General features: G+C 68.8%; 19 protein-coding genes and 1 pseudogene. 10 read left to right on the top strand and 10 right to left on the bottom strand.

Annotation, left to right across the window (positions count from 1 at the left end; genetic code table 11):
- Positions 1-21 precede the first annotated feature (21 nt).
- Genes DD542_RS17045 through DD542_RS17035 form a run of 3 tightly spaced genes read left to right on the top strand, consistent with a single transcriptional unit; the run spans position 22 to position 3,558 of the window.
- Positions 22-1,497, top strand: a complete 1,476-nt coding sequence (locus tag DD542_RS17045) for an MBOAT family O-acyltransferase (RefSeq protein ID WP_127806457.1) — start codon at positions 22-24, stop codon at positions 1,495-1,497.
- 27 nt (positions 1,498-1,524) lie between these two features.
- Complete coding sequence (locus DD542_RS17040) at positions 1,525-3,048, top strand: hypothetical protein (RefSeq protein WP_164868420.1); 1,524 nt, start codon at positions 1,525-1,527, stop codon at positions 3,046-3,048.
- Positions 3,049-3,087: 39 nt separating this feature from the next.
- A complete protein-coding gene (locus DD542_RS17035; RefSeq protein WP_127806455.1) occupies positions 3,088-3,558 on the top strand; it encodes a CopD family protein in 471 nt (156 codons plus the stop codon).
- 20 nt (positions 3,559-3,578) lie between these two features.
- Here the strand turns inward: DD542_RS17035 and DD542_RS17030 are convergent, their stop codons facing one another.
- Genes DD542_RS17030 through DD542_RS17015 form a run of 4 tightly spaced genes read right to left on the bottom strand, consistent with a single transcriptional unit; the run spans position 3,579 to position 8,667 of the window.
- Positions 3,579-4,613, bottom strand: a complete 1,035-nt coding sequence (locus DD542_RS17030) for a metal-dependent hydrolase (RefSeq protein WP_127806454.1) — start codon at positions 4,611-4,613, stop codon at positions 3,579-3,581.
- A gap of 44 nt (positions 4,614-4,657) precedes the next feature.
- The gene (locus DD542_RS17025) at positions 4,658-5,299 is read right to left on the bottom strand and encodes a protocatechuate 3,4-dioxygenase (protein ID WP_079364272.1); all 642 of its coding nucleotides are present in this window, start codon (positions 5,297-5,299) and stop codon (positions 4,658-4,660) included.
- 34 nt (positions 5,300-5,333) lie between these two features.
- On the bottom strand, positions 5,334-8,012 hold the full coding sequence (locus tag DD542_RS17020; RefSeq protein ID WP_127806453.1) for a GNAT family N-acetyltransferase: 2,679 nt from the start codon (positions 8,010-8,012) through the stop codon (positions 5,334-5,336).
- 10 nt (positions 8,013-8,022) lie between these two features.
- Positions 8,023-8,667, bottom strand: a complete 645-nt coding sequence (locus DD542_RS17015) for a DUF502 domain-containing protein (RefSeq protein WP_066157427.1) — start codon at positions 8,665-8,667, stop codon at positions 8,023-8,025.
- Between the two features lie 85 nt (positions 8,668-8,752).
- Between DD542_RS17015 and DD542_RS17010 the strand changes: the two genes are divergently transcribed.
- Complete coding sequence (locus DD542_RS17010; protein WP_127806452.1) at positions 8,753-9,070, top strand: hypothetical protein; 318 nt, start codon at positions 8,753-8,755, stop codon at positions 9,068-9,070.
- A gap of 3 nt (positions 9,071-9,073) precedes the next feature.
- On the opposite strand, the gene rsmI is transcribed toward DD542_RS17010, so the two are convergent.
- Complete coding sequence (rsmI, locus tag DD542_RS17005) at positions 9,074-9,988, bottom strand: 16S rRNA (cytidine(1402)-2'-O)-methyltransferase (protein WP_241559580.1); 915 nt, start codon at positions 9,986-9,988, stop codon at positions 9,074-9,076.
- Between rsmI and DD542_RS17000 the strand changes: the two genes are divergently transcribed.
- From DD542_RS17000 to DD542_RS16990, 3 genes are read left to right on the top strand one after another with little or no spacing between them, the layout of a single operon-like run.
- Positions 9,988-10,404 carry a YraN family protein gene (locus DD542_RS17000; RefSeq protein ID WP_127806451.1) on the top strand — a complete coding sequence of 139 codons (417 nt, stop codon included), beginning with the start codon at positions 9,988-9,990 and terminating at the stop codon, positions 10,402-10,404. The two genes, rsmI and DD542_RS17000, sit on opposite strands and share 1 nt — an antisense overlap.
- Before the next feature lie 27 nt (positions 10,405-10,431).
- A complete protein-coding gene (locus DD542_RS16995) occupies positions 10,432-11,052 on the top strand; it encodes an SIS domain-containing protein (RefSeq protein ID WP_066157420.1) in 621 nt (206 codons plus the stop codon).
- Entirely contained in the window at positions 11,049-11,675 is a 627-nt protein-coding gene (locus DD542_RS16990) for a BON domain-containing protein (protein ID WP_066157417.1), read from the top strand. Before DD542_RS16995 ends, DD542_RS16990 begins: the two co-directional genes overlap by 4 nt.
- A 34-nt stretch (positions 11,676-11,709) precedes the next feature.
- Here DD542_RS16990 and DD542_RS16985 read toward each other — a convergent pair whose 3' ends face one another.
- The 3 genes from DD542_RS16985 to DD542_RS16970 all read right to left on the bottom strand — a co-directional run bounded on the left by DD542_RS16985 (position 11,710) and on the right by DD542_RS16970 (position 14,932).
- Complete coding sequence (locus DD542_RS16985; protein WP_127806450.1) at positions 11,710-12,612, bottom strand: NAD(P)-dependent oxidoreductase; 903 nt, start codon at positions 12,610-12,612, stop codon at positions 11,710-11,712.
- A gap of 120 nt (positions 12,613-12,732) precedes the next feature.
- Positions 12,733-13,869 carry a PilT/PilU family type 4a pilus ATPase gene (locus tag DD542_RS16975; RefSeq protein WP_066157411.1) on the bottom strand — a complete coding sequence of 379 codons (1,137 nt, stop codon included), beginning with the start codon at positions 13,867-13,869 and terminating at the stop codon, positions 12,733-12,735.
- A gap of 19 nt (positions 13,870-13,888) precedes the next feature.
- Entirely contained in the window at positions 13,889-14,932 is a 1,044-nt protein-coding gene (locus DD542_RS16970) for a type IV pilus twitching motility protein PilT (protein WP_066157408.1), read from the bottom strand.
- Between the two features lie 38 nt (positions 14,933-14,970).
- Between DD542_RS16970 and DD542_RS16965 the strand changes: the two genes are divergently transcribed.
- Positions 14,971-15,705 (top strand): YggS family pyridoxal phosphate-dependent enzyme, encoded by a 735-nt coding sequence (locus DD542_RS16965; RefSeq protein WP_127806448.1) that lies wholly within the window; start codon positions 14,971-14,973, stop codon positions 15,703-15,705.
- Here the strand turns inward: DD542_RS16965 and DD542_RS16960 are convergent.
- Together DD542_RS16960 and DD542_RS16955 are read right to left on the bottom strand one after the other, a co-directional pair.
- Positions 15,677-16,222, bottom strand: a complete 546-nt coding sequence (locus DD542_RS16960) for a DUF3617 domain-containing protein (RefSeq protein ID WP_127806447.1) — start codon at positions 16,220-16,222, stop codon at positions 15,677-15,679. The two genes, DD542_RS16965 and DD542_RS16960, sit on opposite strands and share 29 nt — an antisense overlap.
- 48 nt (positions 16,223-16,270) lie before the next feature.
- Positions 16,271-16,744, bottom strand: a complete 474-nt coding sequence (locus DD542_RS16955; protein ID WP_066157399.1) for an Lrp/AsnC ligand binding domain-containing protein — start codon at positions 16,742-16,744, stop codon at positions 16,271-16,273.
- A gap of 106 nt (positions 16,745-16,850) precedes the next feature.
- On the opposite strand from DD542_RS16955, the gene DD542_RS16950 reads away from it, so the two are divergent.
- Positions 16,851-19,814, top strand: coding sequence for an L-glutamate gamma-semialdehyde dehydrogenase (locus DD542_RS16950; RefSeq protein WP_127806446.1), 2,964 nt, complete (start codon positions 16,851-16,853; stop codon positions 19,812-19,814).
- Between the two features lie 69 nt (positions 19,815-19,883).
- Positions 19,884-21,701: pseudogene (locus DD542_RS16945) on the top strand (carboxyl transferase domain-containing protein); the annotation flags it as partial.
- Between the last annotated feature and the right edge of the window lie 12 nt (positions 21,702-21,713).

Here is a 21,713-nt window from a genome sequence, read left to right as displayed (position 1 = left end):
GCCTGAAGGAAGTTTGTCTCCGTGGTTTTCAGCAGCTGGCCCTTCATCTTCGTCTTCCTGCCGGTGACGCAGCTGGTGTATTTCCAGCTCAACCGCGCGCGCCGCACGGTGCTGGGCAAGGCCTGGCTGGTGCTGGCCAGCCTGTTCTTCTACGCCTACTGGAACTGGGTCCACCTGCCGCTGATCCTGGTGTCCATCGGCCTGAACTTCCTGCTGGGCCGGCGCCTGGCGCGCTGGCCGGCAGGAGGTGACCTGCGGCACAAGCGCCGCTGGCTGATCGCGGGCATCGCCGCCAACCTGCTGGCGCTGGCCTACTACAAGTACATCCACTTCATCACCGAGAACCTGTCCTGGCTCTGGGGCCTGCCGGTGCAGATGGACCCGGTGGTGCTGCCGCTGGCGATCAGCTTCTTCACCTTCACCCAGATCGTCTACCTGGTGGACAGCTACCGCGGTGAAACCGGGCACTACGACCTGCTGAACTACGCCCTGTTCGTGACCTTCTTTCCGCACCTGATCGCAGGCCCGATCGTGCAGCACAGCCAGATCATGCCGCAGTTCAATTCGCGCTGGACCTGGCTGCCGCGCGAGTCGAACCTCGTCAAAGGCCTGCTGTTGTTCGGGCTGGGGCTGTTCAAGAAGGTGGCCATCGCGGACGTGTTCGCGGTGTGGGCCGACGCCGGTTTCGATGGCACCGGTCCGCTGGACCTGGTCGGCGCCTGGGTTGCCAGCCTGTCCTACACCTTCCAGCTCTACTTCGACTTCAGCGGCTATTGCGACATGGCCATGGGCGTGGCCCTGCTGTTCAACATCTGGCTGCCGATCAACTTCAACTCGCCCTACCGCGCCACCAGCATCCAGGACTTCTGGCGCCGCTGGCACATCACGCTCAGCCACTTCCTGCGCGACCACCTCTACATCCCGCTGGGCGGCAACCGCGCCGGGCGCTGGCGGACCCACCTCAACCTCGTCATCACCTTTGCGCTCGGCGGCCTGTGGCACGGCGCCTCGTGGATGTTCGTCATCTGGGGCCTGCTGCATGGCCTGGCCCTGGTGGTCCACCGGCTCTGGGGCGGTCTTGGCTGGCGCATGCCACGCGCGCTGGCCTGGAGCCTGACCTTCCTCTTCGTGAATGTGGCCTGGGTGTTCTTCCGCGCCAAGGACTGGGACAGCGCCCGGCGCGTGCTCGCCGGCATGGTGGACTTCTCCTCTCTGCGTGCCGTGCCGCTGGCGGATGTGCCCACCGAGGCGCTGGCCTGGTCGGGCTGGCTGGGCGATGCGCTGCTGCGCACCATGCCCGCGCAGCTTGTCGCGCACCTGCCGGCGCTGCTGCTGATCGCGCTGGCCTTCTGCATCGTGCCCCGGCCCAATGCGATCCACTGGGCCACCACCGAGGTTTCCGGCACCAAGCAGGTGGCGGGCACCCCGGTCCTGATCGTGGCCCTGCTCGCCACCCTCGCAAGCACCAGTTCCGTGTTCCTCTACTTCAACTTCTAGATGCTGCCCCGGCGCCGATCCCTTCGCATGCTGCTGGCCACGTTGCTGGGCCTGGCGGTGCTGCCGCTGCTCAACGGGTGGCTGGTGACACCGCCGCCGGGTGCGGCCTGCTGCAGCGTCGAGCGCTGGTTCTCGTCGGAGCCCTTGCTGCGCGTGGCCAGCGCGGTGCTGCACCGCGTGGGCATCAGCGTTGCGCCCCGGCAGGTGGTGGTTGGCCGTGATGGCTGGCTGTACCTGGGGGACGACCAGGCCGTGTCGCTGTCGACCCACCGCCGCGCCGGCCAGCCCAGCGACATCCGCATGGGCACGTCCTACGGCGAGGGCGCCCGCCGGTGGGACGCGTTCCTGCGGAGCCGGGGTGTGAAGGCCTTCCGCATCCTGGTGGCAGCGGACAAGGAGTCGGTGTACCCGGAGCACCTGCCGCAATGGGCCTCGCCGCCGGCCGTGCCCGGCGTGGCCGACACGTTGCTGGCCCACGCCGACGCGGACCTGTTTGTCGACTCCCGCGCGCTGCTGCGGCGCGCGGCGGCCACCGCGCCGAGTCCGCTGTTCTATCGCCACGACACCCACTGGAACACCCTGGGCGCATCCCATGCCTTTGACGCGCTGGCGCGCTCGCTCAGGGCCGATCTGCCCGACGTGGTGTGGCCATCCGCGGAGGAGCGCCGCCTGCTGGGGCTGAGATCCCGAACCGGTGGCGACCTGGCGGACTTCTTGCGACTGGAGACCTGGCTGACCGAAACCGAACCGGTGCTTGCGGTCTCCGAAAAGCTCGGTGCGCGCGTGCACCGGCGGTATGCCAGCGGTGACCAGCTGGACCCGGCCCGTGTGGCCGACTCGCGGGTGGCGCTGACCTTTCCCATCCAGACCCAGCACGACCGGGCCCTCAATGCGCGGCGTGTGCTCTGGCTCACCGACTCGTTCGGCAGAGGCATGGACGACCTGATGCACCGGACCTTTGCCGAGGTGGTGAGCCTGCACTGGCGGGACGTGCACAAGGACGGCGGCCAGCTGATCCGGCTGATTGAGGAGGTCCGCCCCGAGGTGGTGGTGGTGACCGTGGTCGAGCGCGCGCTCACCACTCCCACCTTTGCCGGCATCCTGCAGTACCCGCCTGGCCCGGATGCCGGCGAGGCCGGTGGTGTCTCCCACACGGCGGAGCTGGTCGAGATGAGCGGCGTGGAGCGCCACGGTGAGGGCTTCCGCGCCACATCGGGGGCCGCCTCGATGATCTTCCGTCTGCCCCGGCCGGCGGCAGGGGTTGGCGGCGTCTCGCTGCACCTGGTCTGCGCGGACGGGGCGGCCTCGCTGCCCGTCCAGCTGTTCTGGCGCGGCGCGAACGAGCCGCGCTTCCACCGCGACCACAGCGTGCGCTGGTTGCACGTCGGGGACCGCAGCGCTCTGGACGGGCTGACCACGGTCGACGGGCGATCGGCCGGCGAGATGGCGGTGTTGCGTCTGGACCTGCGCGGGCAGGGGCATTGCCGCGAGTTCCGGCTGCAGGAGCTGGCGCTGCGGCCCAGCCTCTCGGCGGTGGGGCGACCGCAATGATGACTGGGCCAGCAGGACCGATGTCCGTATGATGGCCGCATGCTCTACGCCACCCTCAAACTGCTGCACGTGCTGTCCATCGTCGTCTGGGTCGGCGGCATGGTGTTCGCCCACTTTTTCCTGCGCCCGGCCGCGATGCAATTGCCGCCGCCACAGCGCATCCCGCTGATGCATGCGACGCTGCAGCGCTTCTTCCGTGCCGTGGTGGTGGCGGTGCTGGTGGTGTTCGTCACCGGTGGCTGGATGATCGGCCGCGCCGCGAAGGAAACGGTGCAGGCCGGGCTGGCGTTCAACATGCCGCTGGACTGGACGCTGATGGCAGCGTTGGGCGTGCTGATGATGGCCATCTTCGCCCACATCCGCTTCGCGCTCTACAAGCGCCTGGACAGGGCCGTGGCCGCGCAGGACTGGCCCGCAGGCGGCTCCGCGCTGGCCTCGATCCGCACCTGGGTTGGCGCCAACCTGGCCATCGGTGTGGTGATCATCGCCTTCACCCTGCTGATGGCCTGAGGGGCGGTCGGCCAGGCCGCTCAGGGGTTGCGACCCTTCCAGGGCGGGGGCAGATCCAGCCCCCACATGCGCCGACCGATCCAGCGCAACGCCGGGCCCACGAGCGGGCGTTCGCTGACCTGCTTGGTGGGCTCCGAGCCCACCGCGTGCAGCGGCCCGAGGTGGAAATTGAACACGTAGTCCGGCTCCTGGCCCATGCGCAGGTCGGTGAGGCGCAATTGGCCGTCTGGTGTGGTCGAGAGTTTCACGAAGCCGCCGGCAAAGTTCGCGAGTCGCGAAACCGGAGCCGCCTGGCCGTGGGTCGCCATCAGCCTGGCTCCCCGGTCGTGGGCGGTAAAACGCACCGGCGCCGGTCCGTCGAACAGCGACACATAGGCCTCGTGGAAATGCGGATCGGCCGGATCGTCGGGCAACGCCACCACGCGCCAGAGCAGGGTCTGGAAGGGTGCCGGCGTGACCAGCACCTGCTCGGCCGATAGGCCCTGTTCACGCAGCGAAGTCCGCGCCTGTTGTTCCACGCGTTCCTGTGCGAGGACGCTCCACGCGAGGTAGGCGGTGGACAGCACCAGCCCGACCGCGTTCCAGCGCAGACCGCGCGCCGCGTCCTTCATGCGCAGGGCCGCGACCACGCCCACGACCAGCGGCAGGGTGTAGGCCGGGTCGATGATGAACATGCTGCCCACACCGAAGGGGTGGTTGGTGAACGGCAGCAGCAGCTGGGTGCCGTAAACGGTCATTGCGTCCAGCAGAGGATGGGTGATCAAGACGAGCCAAAGCGCCAACCACCAATGCCTGAACAAGGGCCCCTCGCGATGGACGCGCGACACGATCCACGCCAGCAGCGGCGCGAACAGCGTCAACCAGAACAGCGCGTGGCTCTCGGCGCGGTGCAGCACCATGTTGAGCAGGGCGTCGCCGTGGTCGATGACCACGTCCAGGTCGGGCAGGGTGCCGGCGATGGCGCCCCAGGTGGCGGCCTTCCAGACCGCGGTGCGGCGGCCCATGACGCCGATGGCGACGGCGGAGCCGAGGGCGATTTGTGAGAGGGAATCCATGCGCCGAGCTTAGGGGCCGGCGATTTAAATATGGTGTTGTGGGGTCATGCCTGGACGACGACGGCGTACTCCGCCTTCATGCCGTCCGGGCCGTTCACAAAGGGCCGCGTCAGGGCCGCCTGTCCCTCCTCGCCCAGCCGCCGCCAGAGAAAGTCGCGCGCGTTGCCCGGGTCGCCCTGCACATAGAACTGCGTGGTCAGCAGTTCCTGCCCGTCGAGCTTGACCTTGACGTGGATGTGCGGCGTGCGGCCGCTGTAGGGCGCGGGTTTGAGGGTGCGGAAGCGGTAGCCGCCATCTTTCCCGAGGGTGACCTTGCCGAAGCCCTGGAAGGTCGGATCGGCGCGTCCGCCGTCGCCGGGGTGGTGGTAGTGGCCGTCCTGGTCGCACTGCCAGATCTCGATCACACCGCCGGCCAGCGGCACGCCGCGGGTGTCGGTCACCGTGCCGCTCACCCAGGCGGGCTGGCCCTTGCCGTAGGCTGCGGCGCCAGTGCGCAGCAGGTCGAAGTCGGTGTCGGGGGGAAAGGCCACCGGGTAGTAGGGGCCTTCGGTCTGGCCTGGGGTCGGGCGCAGGGTCTTGCCCTGGGCCCGGGCGGGCGTGAGCCAGGCGGGTGCGGCGGTGGCGGCGATCAGGCCGGCGCCGCCCTTGAGCAGCGATCGGCGCGAGGACAGCGGGGCGGTCGGCATGGCAGGCTCCATGGAGAGGTGGCCCGCCACCGGTTCAGGTGCGGGACGGGTTCTGAAGATCCAGCGAGACGAAGCGCAGGCTGAGGTCGTCCGGTTCGCCGGGGTGGGCGCCCTCTTGGAAGCCCAGCGCGCGCGCAAGTTCCAGCATGCCGGCGTTTTCGCGCAGCACCACACCCACCAGGCGCTGCGTGCCGCGCTGGCGCAGGTGGCCGATCATCTTGTCCATGAGCCGGCGCCCGAGGCCGCCGCCCTTGAGGTCGCTGCGCACGATCACGCCGAACTCGGCGTCGCGGTTGTCCGGGTCGATCGCCACCCGCACCGCGCCCAGCGTTTCCTCGCCGCCACCCTCCAGCAGCCGGGTGGCGATGAAGACCATCTCGCGCGCGTAGTCGATCTGCGTCAGCCGCGCCAGCTCGCTGTGCTCGATGTGGCGGCGGCTGTAGAACACGCGCAGGCGGATGTCCTCCGGGTCCAGCTGTTCCAGGAAGGCGCGGTGCTGGGGCTCGTCCTCCGGCCGGATCGGGCGCAGGGTGATCGCCTGACCCCGCCAGTCCCAGATCTCGACCAGCTCGACCGGGTAGGGCTGGATGGCGAAGTTCGCCGCGCCGGCCGGTCGCTGGGCCGACACCCGCACGCGTGCATCCAGCACGATGGCGCCCTCGTGGTTGGTCAGCAGCGGGTTGATGTCCAGCTCGGCGATTTCGGGCACCTCGGCCAGCAGCTCTGAGACGCTCACCAGCACCTGCGCCACCGTGTCGATGTCGGCCGCCGGCTCGTCGCGGTAGCCCTGGAGCAGGCGGTGGATGCGGGTGCGCGCGATCTGCGCCAGCGCCAGCGGCGTGTTCAGCGGCGGCAGCCCCAGCGCCCGGTCGGCCAGCACCTCGACCGCTGTGCCGCCGGCGCCGAACAGGATGACGGGGCCGAACAGGCTGTCGACGCTGGCGCCCACGATCAGTTCGTGCGCGTGCTTCTTGCGGATCATGGGCTGCACGGTGAAGCCCTGGACATCGGCGTCGGGCCGCAACTCGCGCACGCGCTGCAGCATGGCGGTGCAGACCTGCGCCAGCTCGGTCGCGCTGCCGATGTTCAGGCGCACGCCGCCAACATCGCTCTTGTGCGAGATCGCGTGCGAGAGGATCTTGACCACCACCGGGTAGCCCAGCGCTTCGGCGGCGGCTTCGGCCTCGGCGGCGCTCGGTCCGACCACCCGGGTGGGGACCACCGGCAGGCCGGCCGCGGCCAGCAGCGACTTGGCCTCGGGCTCGGTGAGGATCTCGCGGCCATCGGCCAGCACCGCGTCCACGATGGTGCGCACGTCGGGCAGGTCCATGGCGTGCGAGGCGTCGCGCGCGGGTGGCGTCTGCAGCAGCTCGGCCTGGTGCTGGCGGTAGCTGCGCAACATCGAGAACGCGCGCACCGCGTCCTCGGGCGTGGCGTAGTCGGGCACGCCGGCATCGCGGAAGGTCTGGCGCGCCTGCGCCACCGCGCTGTCGCCCAGCCAGGAGCCCAGCACGCGCCGCGGCCTGGCCGTGACCTGGGGCAGCACGGCCTGCGCGATCTCGGCGCTGGGCACGATGGCGGTGGGTGCGTGGATGAGCAGCACCGCGCTGGCCGGGTCGTGCGCCAGCGCGTCCAGCGCCGCCACATAGCGCTCGGCCGGCGCGTCGCCAATGATGTCCACCGGGTTGGCGCGCGACCAGTGGGTGGGCAGCACCGCGTCCAGCCGCGCCAGCATGGCCTCGTCCAGCGGCGCCAGCGGCACGCCCAGGGCCGAGGCCTCGTCGGCGGCCATCACGCCGGCGCCACCGCCGTTGGTGAGCACCACCAGTTTCTCGGAGGGACCATCGCGGAAGCGCGCCAGCGTCTCGGCCGCCAGGAACAGGTCGTCCAGCGTGAGCACGCGCAGCATGCCGGCGCGCGCGATGGCGGCATCGAACACCGCGTCGGAACCGGCCAGGGCGCCGGTGTGCGAGGCGGCCGCGGCCTGGCCGGCGGCCGAACGGCCCGCCTTGACCACGATGACCGGCTTGTTGCGCGCGGCGGCGCGCGCGGCCGACATGAACTTGCGGGCCTCCTCGACCGACTCGATGTAGAGCAGGATGGCGCGCGTGTGCGGGTCGCTGCCGAGGAAATCGAGCATGTCGCCGAAGTCCACGTCGGCGTGTTCGCCCAGCGAGACGAAGTGCGAGAAGCCGATGCCGCGCGCCGAGGCCCAGTCGAGCATGGCCGTCACCAGCGCGCCCGATTGCGAGACGAAGGCCAGTTCGCCGGGCTGGGCGCCGATGTGGGCGAAGCTGGCGTTCAGGCCCAGGTGCGGCACCAGCATGCCGATGCAGTTGGGGCCGAGGATGCGCAGGGTGTGGGGCCGTGCCGCGTCCAGCATGGCCTGCCTGGTGGCCTTGTCCAGGCCCGCGGTGACCACCACCGCCGCCCGGGTGCCGCGCTCGCCCAGCTGGGCGATCAGGCCGGGCACGGTGGCGGCCGGGGTGCAGATGACCGCCAGGTCCGGCGCCTCGGGCAGGGCCTCAACGCTGGCATAGGCCCGGGCATCGCCGATGTGGCGGTGTTTGGGGTTGACCGGGTAGAGCCGGCCCTTGAACCCGTTGGACAGGTTGCGCCAGACGGTCGCGCCCACGCTGAAGGGCCGTTCGGAGGCACCGAAAACCGCCACCGAGGCGGGCGAGAACAGGGCGTCGAGGTGGCGGATGCTCATTGGATGGCCCTCATGCCGCGCCCTTGCCGTTCTGGTTCGACGCCATGAACGCGATCAGCGCCATGCGCATGGCCTCCTCGACCGACATGTCGACCGGCGTGGTCCAGCTGCGGGGCACGAACACGGTATAGCCACCGATCATGTAGCCCATGGGGAGGTAGACGGCCACCTGGTCGTCGAGTTCGGCCAGGCCCCGGGGCAGGCCTTTCATGCTCTGGCGCGTGACCAGCCCGACGGTGCTCAGCTCGTGCCCGGGCATCTTCAGCAGCACGACCTGCTGTGCGTCCTGTTCATGCGGGGCAAAGTAATCGGCGAAGTTCTTCAGCGAGGAATAGATGCTCTTGACCACCGGGAGGTTGGTGAAGGGCAGCTCGACATAGGACAGCAGCTTGCCTGTGACGCGCATCGACATCAGACCGCCCAATGCCACGATCAGCAGCGCCCCCAGCGCGATGCCCAGGCCAGGCAGGTAAAACTCGCCGGTGAGCGGGCGCAGCAGCTGCATGGCGGTGCGCTCGGTCCAGGTGATGAAGATCACCAGCACGTAGACCGTGATGGCCAGCGGCAGGAAGGTGATCAGCCCGCGGAAGAAGTACTGCGACAGGCGGTTTGCGAGCGGGGGGCGCGGTTCTGGCGCTGGGGCGGGCGGTTTCATGGATTCAGCATAGCAGCGGCAGGCGACAACCGGTTGACCTGGCGGAACTTGCAGGCGCGCAAAATGTCCCTATCTGATGCCTCACATGAATCTTGTGTCCGATCTGTTGTCCCGAATTTTCCGTGGTGCCCTCAAGCTGGTCCTGGTGCTGGCTGCGATGGTGTTCGTGCTGAGCTTTCTGCTCGCGGCCCTGGTGGCGGTGCTGGTGATGTCTGCGTGGTCGCTGATCACGGGGCGCAAGCCGGCGCCGGTGGTGATGTTTTCCCGCATGCGCGAGCAGTCTCGTCAGTACACGCAAGGCATGTGGCCAGGCCGGGCACCGGTGGGCGACGTGGTCGACGTGGACGCGACCGAGGTGGGCGAGCGCCCGGGCGCCGAGTCGCCGCTGCAGCGCCTGCGCTGAGCTTCAGTCTTCCTGTGCGCCCTTGCGCCGGGCCAGGGCGGCCTGGTACAGCGCATTGCGCGGCGCGCCGCTGATCTCGGCGCACAGCTTCACGGCGGTTTTGACGGGCAGTTCGGCCAGCAGCAGGTCGAGCGTGCGCAGCGTGGCCTCGTCCATGTTGTCGTCGATGGCTGCGGTGGCGGGATGCACCAGCAGCACGAACTCGCCGCGCGTGCGGTGGGCGCCTGCCTGCAGCCAGGCCGGAAAGTCCCGGGCCGCCACCTGCGCCACTTCCTCGAACTGCTTGGTCAGCTCACGGCCGATGGTGAGCGGCCGCTCGCCCAGCGCGGCCAGGTCGCGCGCCAGGGCCTCGATGCGGTGCGGCGCCTCCAGCAGCACGCAGGCGCGCGGGTCGGCCGCGATGGCCTGCACCTCGCGCTGACGCTCGGTGGTCTTGGGCGAGAGAAAACCAGTGAACACAAAGCCCCCGTCGTGGCCGCCGGTGCCGGCCACGCTCAGCAGCGCCGTGATGCTGCTGGCGCCCGGCAGGGGCAGGGCGCGCAGGCCGGCGGCGTGCACGGCGGCACACAGTCGCGCGCCCGGGTCGCTCACCCCGGGCGTGCCGGCGTCGCTCACATAGGCCACGCGCTGACCCTCCCGCAGGCGCTGCACCACGGTCTGCGCGGCCTCGGCCTCGTTGTGTTCGTGCAGTGCCAGCAGTGGCTTGTGCAGGCCGTAGCTCTGCAGCAGGGCCGCGGTGTGGCGCGTGTCCTCGCAGGCGATGCAGTCCACCAGGTCCAGCACGTGCAGCGCGCGCAGGCCGATGTCGGCGAGGTTGCCGATCGGGGTGGCGACCATGTAGAGCGCGCCCTGCGGATAATGCTGCTGCCCCGCCATGTCACGGGCGGCGGCCAGCAGGGAAGGGGAGGGTGCGGACAATGTGGGATTCCCGGAAACAGGGGACTTCGGTCACGACCAAGCAGCGCGGCGATGCGGCCGAAGACGCCGCCCTGCGGCATCTGCTGCGACACGGATTGCGGCTGGTGCAGCGCAACTTCCGCACGCCCGGCCGCGGCGGCGGCGAGATCGATCTGATTATGCGTGAGCCCGATGGCACGCTAGTCTTCGTCGAGGTGCGCCAGCGGGCGAGCGCCAGCCGCGGCGGGGCGGGTGCGAGCATCACCGGGGACAAGCAGCGGCGCATCGTGTTCGCCGCGCGGCACTTTCTGCTGCGGCTGGGGTCGGAACCCGCGTGCCGTTTCGACGTGGTCTTGATCCAGGGGGCGCGGGACGGCGCGGAGGCTCCGCACATCCAGTGGCTGCGCGCGGCCTTTGATGCATCCGGTACCTTTTGATACCCTGCGCGCCGCTATCATCGCCCCATGCTTCTGCAACGCATCCAGCAACAGTTCATCGACAGCGCCGACCTCAAGTATCAGTGTGCCCAGGCGCTCGCGCCCATGGTGGAAGCCGCCACGGCGGCGGTCTTGGCCAGCGTCACCGGCGGCGGCAAGGTGCTGTCCTGTGGCAACGGGGCTTCGGCGGCGGCGGCGCAGCTGTTCGCGGCCAGCTTCGTGGGGCGCCACGAGCGCGAGCGGCCCGAGCTGGCGGCGTTCTCGCTCTCGGCCGACGCCTCGGTGCTGACCGCGCTGGCCACCGACTTCGACGTGCGCGCCGTGTTTTCGCGCCAGGTGCGCGCCCTTGGCCAGGCTGGCGACGTGCTGCTCGTGCTCTCGACCTCGGGCAACTCCCAGAACGTCATCGCCGCGGTCGAGGCCGCGCACGAGCGCGACATGACCGTGGTGGCGCTCACCGGTGCGCGCGGTGGCCGGCTGGCCCAGTTGCTGCGCGACACCGACGTTCACATCTGCGTGCCACACGACGTGCCGGCACGGATTCTCGAGGTGCATCACCTGGTGCTGCACTGCATCTGCGACGGAGTGGATGCCCAGCTGCTGGGCCTGCCCGAAGCCCTGCCCAATGAAACGGAGAACCTCGCATGAAGACCATTGTTTCCCATGGCCGTCTGACCCTGGCCGTCCTGAGCGTGGCTGCAGCCGCAGCGACCCTCTCGGCCTGTGCGCCGCTGGCGGTGGGCGGGGCGGCACTGACCGGCGCCATGGTGGCCGGGGACCGCCGCAGCTCGGGCTCTCAGCTGGACGACCAGGGCATTGAACTGCGCGCCGCCAACCGACTGCGCGAGCAGATGGGGTCGCGCGCGCGCATCAGCGTCACCAGCTACAACCGCCGCGCGCTGCTGACCGGCGAGGTGGGCAGCGTCCGCGACAAGGAACTGGCCGAGTCCATCGTGAAGCAGGTGGACAACGTCGCCGTGGTCCACAACGAATTGGACGTGGCCAACAGCCCGACCTTCACCGAGAAGGCCGAGGACACGCTGCTGACCGGCAAGGTCAAGGCCGGCCTGATCGACACCAAGCAGATCTCGGCCAACGCCTTCAAGGTGGTCACTGAACGCGGTACCGTGTTCCTCATGGGCCGCGTGACCCAGCGCGAGGCCGACATCGCCACCCAGGTCGCGCGCACCACCAAGGGCGTGCAGCGCGTGGTCCGTCTGCTGGAGATCATCAGCGAGGAAGAGCTGGCGCGCATCGCGCCCAAGTCCTGAGGCCGCTTTCCTGTACCGCGGTGCAGGGAGCTGGTCACTTCAAGCGTTTGATCAGGCTGGAGGTGTCCAGCCAGTTCCCGCCCATGGCCTGCACGTCGGCGTAGAACTGGTCCACCAGGGCGGTGACCGGCAGGCGGGCGCCGTTGCGCTTGGCTTCGTCCAGCACCAGACCGAGGTCCTTGCGCATCCAGTCCACGGCAAAACCGAAGTCGAACTTGTCGGCCACCATGGTCTTGCCGCGGTTGTCGAGCTGCCAGCTCTGGGCCGCGCCCTTGCCGATCACCTCGAGCACCTGGTTCATGTCCAGTCCGGCTTTCTGCCCGAAGGCGATGGCTTCGGACAGGCCCTGCACCAGCCCGGCGATGCAGATCTGGTTGACCATCTTGGTGAGTTGGCCGGCACCGCTCTCGCCCATCAGCGTGAAGGCGCGCGAGAACGCCATGGCCGCGGGCTTCACGGCGTCGAACGCAGTGGCATCACCGCCACACATCACCGTCAGCGCGCCGTTCTGCGCGCCCGCCTGACCGCCCGACACGGGCGCATCGACAAAGGCCAGTCCGAGGTTCCTGGCCGCACCGTACAGCTCGCGCGCCACATCGGCCGACGCGGTGGTGTGGTCCACGAAGAGGGCGCCCGGCGCCATGCCGGCGAAAGCACCGTCGGCACCCAGCGCGACCGAGCGCAGGTCATTGTCATTGCCCACGCAGCAGAACACGATGTCGGCACCGGCCGCCGCTTCGCGGGGGGTGGGTTTGGCCGCACCGCCGAACTCGGCCACCCAGGCCTGCGCCTTGGCCGCCGACCGGTTGTAGACCGTCACCGAATGTCCGGCCCGGGCCAGATGCCCCGCCATCGGGAAACCCATCACACCCAGACCGAGAAAAGCCACCTTCTTCGGTGTCGTTGATTCGTAGGTTTTGGAGGCGATGCTGCTCATGTGAAGTCATCCGCGAAGTGAAGGAGAGTCCGTCGAGAAATGCCGCGGAACCGGCTTCGCCGGGCCGCAGGCATTGCCCCCTTGAGGGGGTGACGCACCGCAGGCGCGGCGCGGGGGTGGTCAAACGATCGTGAGGTGTTCGGTGCCCGCCGCCAGATCTTGCGTCTTGGCGCGCTGGCTGTTGAGCTTGATCTGCAGCCGCAGGTCGTTGAGCGAGTCGGCGTTGCGCAGCGCATCCTCGTAGCTGATGATGTTCGCCTCGAACGCATTGAACAGCGCCTGGTCGAAGGTCTGCATGCCGATGTTGGTGCTTTTCTTCATGATCTCCTTGATCTCGGCGACTTCGCCCTTGAAGATCAGGTCGGCGATCAGCGGAGAGTTGAGCATGATCTCCACGGCCGCGTGGCGTCCCTTGTTGTCCTGGCGCGGCACCAGCCGCTGCGAAATCATGGCGCGCAGGTTCAGCGACAGGTCCATCAGCAGCTGCGGACGGCGCTCCTCCGGGAAGAAGTTGATGATCCGATCCAGGGCCTGGTTGGCGCTGTTGGCATGCAGGGTGGCCAGACACAGGTGACCGGTTTCGGAGAACTGGATCGCGTACTCCATGGTCTCGCGGTCGCGGATCTCACCCATCAGGATCACGTCGGGCGCCTGCCGCAGCGTGTTCTTCAGCGCCACGCCCCAGTCGTCGGTGTCCAGTCCCACTTCGCGCTGCGTGATCACGCAGTTTTTGTGGGCATGGATGAACTCCACCGGGTCCTCGATGGTGATGATGTGGCCGTGGGTGTTCTCGTTGCGCCAGTCGACCATGGCCGCCAGGGAGGTTGACTTGCCCGAGCCGGTTGCGCCGACCACGATGCACAGGCCGCGCTTGGACAGCGTGATGTCCTTGAGCACCTGGGGCAGGTTGAGCGAGTCGATGGTGGGCAGCACCGCGGGAATCGTCCGCATCACCATGCCGACCTTGCCCTGCTGGACAAAGGCGCTGACGCGGAAACGCCCGATGGCCGGCGGCGAGATTGCAAAGTTGCACTCCTTGGTGCGCTCGAACTCGGCGGCCTGCTTGTCGTTCATGATGGCGCGCGCCAGGGCCAGGGTGTGTACGCCGTTGAGTGGCTGGGGCGAGACCTTCACCACCTTGCCATCGACCTTGATGGCGGGCGGGAAGTCGGCCGTGATGAACAGATCGCTGCCGCCGCGGCTGAGCATCAGCTTGAGCAGGTCGTTGATGAATTTCGATGCCTGATCGCGTTCCATGAGGTCGTACCTTCTGGGCTCAGCCGGGGAAGTTCTCGGGGATTTTTGCCTTGCTGCGCGCTTCGGCCGGGCTGATGACGTTGCGCTTGACCAGCTCGGCCAGGTTCTGGTCGAGTGTCTGCATGCCGACGTTCTGGCCGGTCTGGATGGCCGAGTACATCTGGGCCACCTTGGCTTCGCGGATCAGGTTGCGGATGGCGCTGGTGCCGATCATGATCTCGTGCGCCGCCACACGGCCGCTGCCGTCCTTGACCTTGCACAGCGTCTGAGAGATCACGGCCACCAGGGACTCCGACAGCATGGCGCGGACCATGTCTTTTTCTTCGGCAGGGAACACGTCGATGATCCGGTCGATGGTCTTGGCGGCGCTCGAGGTGTGCAGGGTGCCGAACACCAGGTGACCGGTTTCGGCGGCGGTCATGGCCAGGCGGATGGTTTCCAGGTCGCGCATTTCACCCACCAGGATCGCATCCGGGTCTTCCCGCAACGCCGAGCGCAGGGCGTTGGAGAAGGAGAGGGTGTGCGGGCCGACCTCGCGCTGGTTGATCAGGCACTTCTTGGATTCGTGCACGAACTCCACCGGGTCTTCCACCGTCAGGATGTGGCCGTACTCGGTCTCATTGAGGTGGTTGACCATGCCGGCGAGGGTGGTCGACTTGCCCGAGCCGGTCGGACCCGTCACCAGCACCAGACCCCGCGGACGCAGCGCCAGATCCGCAAAAATCTTGGGCGCGTTGAGCTGTTCCAGCGTGAGGATCTTGCTCGGAATCGTCCGGAACACCGCGCCTGCACCGCGGTTGTGGTTGAAGGCGTTCACGCGGAAACGAGCCAGGCCCTCGATCTCGAACGAGAAGTCGCATTCCAGGAACTCCTCGTATTGCTTGCGCTGCGCGTCGTTCATGATGTCGTACACCATGCTGTGCACCATCTTGTGGTCCAGCGGCTCGACGTTGATGCGCCTGACATCGCCATGCACCCGTATCATGGGCGGCAGCCCGGCAGAGAGGTGAAGATCGGAGGCTTTGTTCTTGACGCTGAAGGCGAGCAGTTGGGTGATATCCATCCCGTGATCCCGTGCAGTGTTGGTGTAACGGACTGATTATGACGACGATTGAAGGCAATCTCCAACAGGTGCGGGAGCGGCTCGCCAGGGCCTGCGAAGCGGCAGGTCGCGATGTGAATGCCGTCACATTGCTGGCGGTTTCCAAGACCTTCGGGCCAGAACAGGTGTTGGACGCAGTGGCGGCCGGACAACGCGCGTTTGGCGAGAACTACATCCAGGAGGGTGTCGAGAAGGTGCTGGCCCTGCAGGCGCTGCTCCCTGGAGGCGATCTGGAATGGCACTGCATCGGCCCGGTGCAGAGCAACAAGACACGGCTGGTGGCCACCCACTTCGACTGGGTGCATTCAGTGGACCGACTCAAGATCGCGCAGCGCCTGTCCGAGCAGCGACCCGAGTACCGCGCGCCCCTGCAGGTGTGCCTGCAGGTGAACGTCGACGGAGGGGCGAACAAGTCGGGTGTGGCGCCGGACGAACTCCCCGCGCTGGCCCACGTGGTGGCGACCTTGCCCCGCCTGCGTCTGCGGGGGCTGATGTGCATCCCCGAGCCGAGCGAGGATGTTGTGGTCCAGCGCGCAGCGTTCCGGCGGGTGCGGGAACTGCAACAGGTGCTGATCGGTCAAGGGCTGGCGCTCGACGTGCTGTCCATGGGCATGAGCGACGACCTGGAGCCGGCGGTGGCCGAGGGGGCCACGCTGGTGCGCGTCGGCCGGGCCATCTTCGGTCACCGGCCGCGCAAGGAGCCGGTCACTGCTTCGGCGGCTGGATCGGCTTGATGTTGCCGCAGTCGGCCGAGAGCCACTTGCCCTGACCTTCCATGGTCATGGTCTCGGGTTTGCCGTTGCGGACGGTCTGCATGACCATCTTGGTGGCAAAGGCCTTGTCGCCGCTGAAGGTGTAGGTGCCTTCGCCGGTGGTCGGCGGGTTCTTGCAGGCGAACTTCGACTTCAGGGTGTTGCCCGTGCGCGAGGTGATGGTCGAGGTGCAGTCGCCCTCGGTGTGGCTGGGCAACTCGGACTTGGCGGCCATTTCGGGGGTGATGCAGACCTTGACGGTCACCGCGCCGCCGGCACCGACGCTCATGCCGTTCTGGCCCATCATGGCTTCCATCTGCTTGCGCTGCGCGGGCGGCATGGCGGCCAGTTGCTTCTGCATCTCGGCCATGGCCTTGTCCAGCTCCGGGTTGCCTCCCATCTTGTTCTGGATGGCCCACAGGCCGGGCGCGGTGGTCTGGGCGAAGGCGCTGGCGGAACACAACAGAAGGCAGGTCAGCAGTCGGGACGGGGCACGCATAAGAACTCCGGTGGGTGAGGGATCGTTCTATTGTGCGTCGCCAAGGCCTCACAGCGGCAGCCGGCTGCTGTTCTTCACCTCTTCCATCACTGCGTAGGTGCGCGTCTCGCGCACGCCCGGCAGCTGCCACAGCACGCTGCCGGCGAAGTCGCGGAAGGCGGCCATGTCGGCCATGCGGGTCTTGATCAGGTAGTCGAAGCCGCCGGCCACCATGTGGCATTCCAGGATTTCGTCGCGCACCTGCACCGCGGCCTTGAACTCGTTGAACACGTTGGGCGTGGTGCGGTCGAGCAGCACCTCGACGAAGACCAGCATGCCGCGCCCGAGCTTGAGCGGGTTCAGCCGCGCCTCGTAGCCCAGGATGTAGCCCTCGCGCTGCAAGCGCTGGGTGCGCGCCAGCACAGCGGTGGGCGACAGCGACACCGCCTCGGCCAGTTTGAGGTTGGAGATGCGGCCGTCGGCCTGCAGGACGTTCAGGATGCGCAGGTCGATGCGGTCGAGGTCGGGGGCGGCTTCGCTCATGGATAGTGAATTATCCTATTTTACGCCGAAAATTAGACAAAAATTCGTCAAATGGTTCTTCAGACTCCTGGCATTCACCAATTTGTCCTGTTTCAGGAGACCCGCCATGCCCCGCAGAACCGACCGCCTGCCCTTCCCCTACCGGCCCGAGGCCGAGACTGTTGCCCAGCGCCTGGCCGCGCTGCAGGGGGCGCTGGATTGGGCCGCCGCCGCCCACGTCGCGGCGCCCTGGGTGCGCGCGGTGCGCGAGAACCCGCCGCCGTTCTGGGCCATGGAAAGCCTGCTCAAGGAATACCCGATTTCCAGTGCCGAAGGCCTGGCCCTGATGCGCCTGGCCGAGGCCCTGCTGCGCGTGCCCGATGCCGAAACGGCGATCGCGCTGACGGCCGACCAGCTGGGTCGCGCCGACTTCGACGGCGCGGCCGACTCGACACTGGCGAGGCTGTCGTCGACGGCCATCGCCATGTCCAAGCACTTCCTGCCCGAGTCCGGCCACGAGCCGGGCCTGATGGCCAAGCTGGGCGCGCGCACCGTGGTGGCCGCCACGCTGCGCGCGGTGCAGCTGCTGGGCCGCCAGTTCGTGCTGGGGCAGACCATCGGCGAGGGCATGAAGGAGGCGACAGCGGCGCGCAGGAAGCAGCCCAACCTCCAGTTCAGCTACGACATGCTGGGCGAAGGTGCGCGCACCGCGGCCGACGCGCTGCGCTACCAGGCCAGCTACGAGAACGCCATCGCCGCCATCGCCCAGGGCGCGGACCCGGCGCGCCACCCGGCTCAGAACGACGGCATCTCGATCAAGCTCAGCGCGCTGCACCCGCGCTACGAAGATGCCCAGCACGAGCGCGTGATGAACGAGCTCGTGCCGCGCGTGTGGACTCTGTGCCGCGCGGCCGCGGCGGCCAACCTGAACCTGACCATCGACGCCGAGGAGGTGGACCGGCTCGAACTCTCGCTGGACGTGTTCGAGGCGCTGGCCGCGCTGGTGGCCGAACATTGCCCGCAGTGGCAAGGTCTGGGCCTGGCCATGCAGGCCTACCAGACGCGCGCGGTCGAGCTGATCGCGCACATCGCCGCGCTGGCCCGCCAGTACCGTATCAAGTTCATGTGCCGCCTGGTCAAGGGCGCCTACTGGGACGCCGAGATCAAGCGCGCGCAGGAACAGGGCCTCCCCGCTTACCCGGTGTTCACCCACAAGCACCACACCGACGTGAGCTACCTGGCCTGCGCCAAGACGCTGCTGGACGCGCCCGACGCGATCTTTCCGCAGTTCGCCACGCACAACGCCGGCACGATTGCGGCCATCCTGCAACTTGCATCGCGCAAGGCGGTTCCGTTTGAATTGCAAAGATTGCACGGCATGGGCGAGGGCATCTACCGCGAGGTGCTGAAGAACCCGCTGGTGAGCTGCCGCGTCTACGCCCCCGTGGGCGCGCACCGCGACTTGCTGGCCTACCTGGTGCGCCGCCTGCTGGAGAACGGCGCCAACTCTTCTTTCGTGCATCAGCTGGCCGACGAGTCGGTGGGCATGGACGAGCTGCTGATCTCGCCGCTGCGGCTGGAGCCGCAGGCCTCGTTGCCGTTGCCGATGGACCTGTACGGCACGGCTCGCGCCAACAGCAGCGGCCGCGACCTGACCGTGATTGCACAGCGCGATGAGCTGCTGGCGGCGCACGCGGCCTGTGTTGTGCCGGTGGTGGCGGAGTCCCGCGCTGGCGACGCCACCGCCGCCGTGGCGCGCGCCATCGGCGCGTTCGGCGCCTGGAACCACACGCCCGTGGCGCAACGCGCGGCCGTGCTGCGCTTCGCCGCTGACGCGCTCGACGCGGCTCTGCCGCGCTTCTGCACCCTGCTGGTGAAAGAGGCGCACAAGACCTGGGGCGACGCCGTGTCCGAGGTGCGCGAGGCGGTGGACTTCCTGCGCTACTACGCCAACGAAGCCGAGCGCGTGCAGGCGCCGCAGACCCTGCCCGGCCCCACGGGCGAGAGCAACACGCTGCGCCTCGAAGGCCGCGGCGCCTGGGTCTGCATCAGTCCCTGGAACTTCCCGCTGGCCATCTTCATGGGCCAGGTCGCGGCGGCGCTGGCCACCGGCAACACGGTGCTGGCCAAGCCGGCCGAGCAGACGCCGGCCGTGGCGCTGGAAGCGGTGAAGCTGCTGCACAGTGCCGGCATCCCGGCCGACGCGCTGCAACTGCTGCACGGCCCCGGCGAGACGGTGGGTGCGGCCCTGGTCGCGGCGCCCGGCGTGGCCGGCGTCGTGTTCACCGGCTCGACCCAGGTGGCCAAGATCATCCAGCGCGCACTGGCGGCCAAGGACGGCCCCATCGTGCCGCTGATCGCCGAGACCGGTGGCATCAACGCCATGCTGGTCGACAGCACGGCCCTGCCCGAGCAGGTGGCCGACGCGGTGGTGCAGAGCGCCTTCCGCAGCGCGGGCCAGCGCTGCTCGGCCCTGCGCCTGCTCTGCGTGCACGAGGCGATCGCCGACGGCGTGATCGAGATGATCCAGGGCGCGGCGAAGGAGCTGGTGGCCGGCGATCCATCGCTGTTGTCTACCGACCTCGGTCCGGTGATCGACGCTGAAGCTTTTGAGAACATCCAGCGCCACGTCGCGCGTCTGCGTGGCAATGCCAGGGCCTTGCTGCCCGAAGCCGCCCCGGCGCAGGCCCTACCCAATCTCGTGCCGCCGCAGATGTTCGAGGTCGGCCCCATCGCCGAAGTGACGCAGGAAATCTTCGGCCCGGTGCTGCAGGTGGTGCGCTGGGGCGGCGATCCGATGGACGTGATCCGCCAGATCAACGCGCTGGGCTACGGCCTCACGCTGGGTATCCAGACCCGCATCGACAGCCGCGCCCAGGCGCTGGCCGCCGCGGCGCGGGTGGGCAATGTCTACGTCAACCGCAACATGATCGGTGCCGTGGTGGGCGTGCAGCCCTTCGGCGGCGAAGGCCTGAGCGGCACCGGCCCCAAGGCGGGCGGGCCGAACTACCTGCTGCGCTTCTGCGCCGAGCAAACCCTGACCATCAACACCACCGCGGCGGGCGGCAACGTGGCGCTGTTCGCCGGCTGAGTCGCTGTCGCACGCTTGACGGGGAGTGCAGGAGGTGGGCGGAACAATGCCGCCATGACACCCTTTTGCGCCCCGCTGCAGTCCCAGGTCGTCGAATTGTGCGTATCCGTGGGGGATACGGTGCGCGCCGGCGACCCGCTGGTGATCGTCGAGGCCATGAAGATGGAGCACGAGCTGCGCGCCGTGGCCGATGGCCATGTGACCGAGCTGTGTTGCGCGGTCGGGGACGTGGTTCAGGAGGGCGATGCGCTGCTGGTGCTCGCACCGGTGGTGATTGCCCCTGAAGCCGCTTCAGTGCCGGCGGAAGTGCCGGCAGGAGCGCCGGTGGCCGGGGGCGCCGGGCGGGCCGATCTGGCGCGGCTGCGCGAGCGCGAGCGCTTTCTGCTGGACGCTGCAAGACCGGAGGCGGTGGCGAAACGCCATGCGCTGGGCCTGCGAACCGCGCGAGAGAACATCGCCGACCTGTGCGACGAGGGCTCGTTCATCGAATACGGCGCGCTGGCCGTGGCGGCGCAGCGCAACCGCCGCAGCGCCGAGGACCTGATCGCGAACACGCCCGCCGACGGCATGGTGACCGGCATCGGTTCGGTCAATGGCGCCGAGTTTGGCGCAGGGCGTTCGCGCACTGTGGTCATGGCCTACGACGCCACCGTGCTGGCGGGCACACAGGGCATGCGCAACCACGCCAAGACCGACCGCCTGCTGGGCATCGCGCTGGCGCAGAAGCTGCCCGTGGTGCTGTTCGCCGAAGGGGGCGGCGGGCGGCCCGGCGACACCGACATGCCCATCGTCGCGGGCCTGCACGTCGGCACCTTCGCCGCGTTCGCGAAGCTGTCCGGCCAGGTGCCGGTGGTTGGCATCGCGGCGGGCCGCTGCTTCGCGGGCAACGCGGCCCTGCTGGGCTGCAGCGATGTGGTCATCGCCACCCGCAGCAGCAACATCGGCATGGGCGGCCCGGCCATGATCGAGGGCGGCGGGCTGGGCGTGTACCGGCCCGAAGAAATCGGCCCGTCGGAAGTGCAGCACGCCAACGGCGTGATCGACATCCTGGTCGAGAACGAAGCCGAGGCGGTGGTGGCCGCAAAACACTACCTGTCGTTTTTCCAGGGCTGCACGATCGGCTGGGCGGCGCCCGACCCGCAGACCTTGCGCGACGTGGTGCCCGAGAACCGGGTGCGCGCCTACGACAGCCGGGCCGCGATGGCAGGGCTGGTGGACGTGGGCAGCCTGCTGCCGCTGCGCACCGGTTTTGGCGCCGGCATCCACACCGCGCTGGGCCGCATCGAGGGTCGGCCGGTGGGGCTGATGGCCAACAACCCCTTGCACCAGGGCGGCGCCATCGACGCCGATGCGGCCGACAAGGCGGCGCGTTTCATGCAGCTGTGTGATGCCCACGGCCAGCCCATCGTCAGCCTGGTCGACACCCCTGGCTTCATGGTCGGTCCGGCCACCGAGGCCACGGCCCAGGTGCGGCACGTCAGCCGCCTGTTCGTGCGCGCGGCCCACCTGCGGGTGCCGGTGTTCGCGGTGGTGATGCGCAAGGGCTATGGCCTGGGGGCGATGGGCATGAGCGCCGGGGGCTTCCACGCGCCGGTCTTCACGGTCGCCTGGCCCTCGGCCGAGTTCGGCGCCATGGGGCTGGAGAGGGCGGTGCGGCTGGGCTACCGCAAGGAGCTGGAGGCGGTGCCCGAGGGATCGCAGCGCGAGGCTTTGTTCCAGTCGCTGCTGGCGCAGATGGTGGCGCGGGGTGCGGCGACCGAGATGGCCGCCACGCTGGAGATCGATGCGGTGATCGACCCGGCCGACACACGGGCCTGGCTGGCCCGGGGGCTGGCCGGCTCAAGGGTGGCCGCACCGCCCGAACGAGGCGGCATCGACACCTGGTAATTGCGCGCCGCA

This window comes from Hydrogenophaga sp. NH-16, assembly GCF_004006415.1.
Taxonomy (GTDB): domain Bacteria; phylum Pseudomonadota; class Gammaproteobacteria; order Burkholderiales; family Burkholderiaceae_C; genus Hydrogenophaga; species Hydrogenophaga pseudoflava.
Note: the sequence above shows the minus strand (reverse complement) of the source record. Positions and strands in the feature narration are given on the sequence as shown.